This window comes from Pseudoalteromonas sp. SG43-8, from assembly GCF_014164245.1.
GTDB classification, from domain to species: domain Bacteria; phylum Pseudomonadota; class Gammaproteobacteria; order Enterobacterales; family Alteromonadaceae; genus Pseudoalteromonas; species Pseudoalteromonas distincta.
This window is the reverse complement of sequence record NZ_JACJEX010000036.1, coordinates 1-412: the sequence shown is the minus strand read 5'-3', so window position 1 is coordinate 412 and position 412 is coordinate 1. Positions and strand designations below refer to the sequence as shown.

The window sequence follows — 412 nt, the reverse complement described above, 5'->3', positions numbered from 1 at the left end:
CCGTGAAAGGGCGGTGTCCTAGGCCTCTAGACGATGGGGACACATAAATGTGTCACTAGGACAACTGAATTTTTAGACTCGTTTCAGGCGAGCTTTCTTAATAACACTACACTTCCCTATTAAAATAAGTAAGTGGCGTCCCCAAGGGGATTCGAACCCCTGTTACCGCCGTGAAAGGGCGGTGTCCTAGGCCTCTAGACGATGGGGACACATAAATGTGTCACTAGGACAACTGAATTTTTAGACTCGTTTCAGGCGAGCTTTCTTAATAACACTACACTTCCCTATTAAAATAAGTAAGTGGCGTCCCCAAGGGGATTCGAACCCCTGTTACCGCCGTGAAAGGGCGGTGTCCTAGGCCTCTAGACGATGGGGACACATAAATGTGTCACTAGGACAACTGAATTTTTAG

At 47.3% G+C, this 412-nt stretch carries 2 tRNA genes; both read right to left on the bottom strand.

Going from position 1 to position 412, the window contains the following annotated elements:
* Positions 1 to 133: 133 nt before the first annotated feature.
* Positions 134 to 209 (bottom strand) — tRNA-Glu (locus tag H5122_RS20010).
* A 92-nt stretch (positions 210 to 301) separates the two neighbouring features.
* Positions 302 to 377: transfer RNA gene (locus H5122_RS20005), tRNA-Glu, on the bottom strand.
* Positions 378 to 412 lie beyond the last annotated feature (35 nt).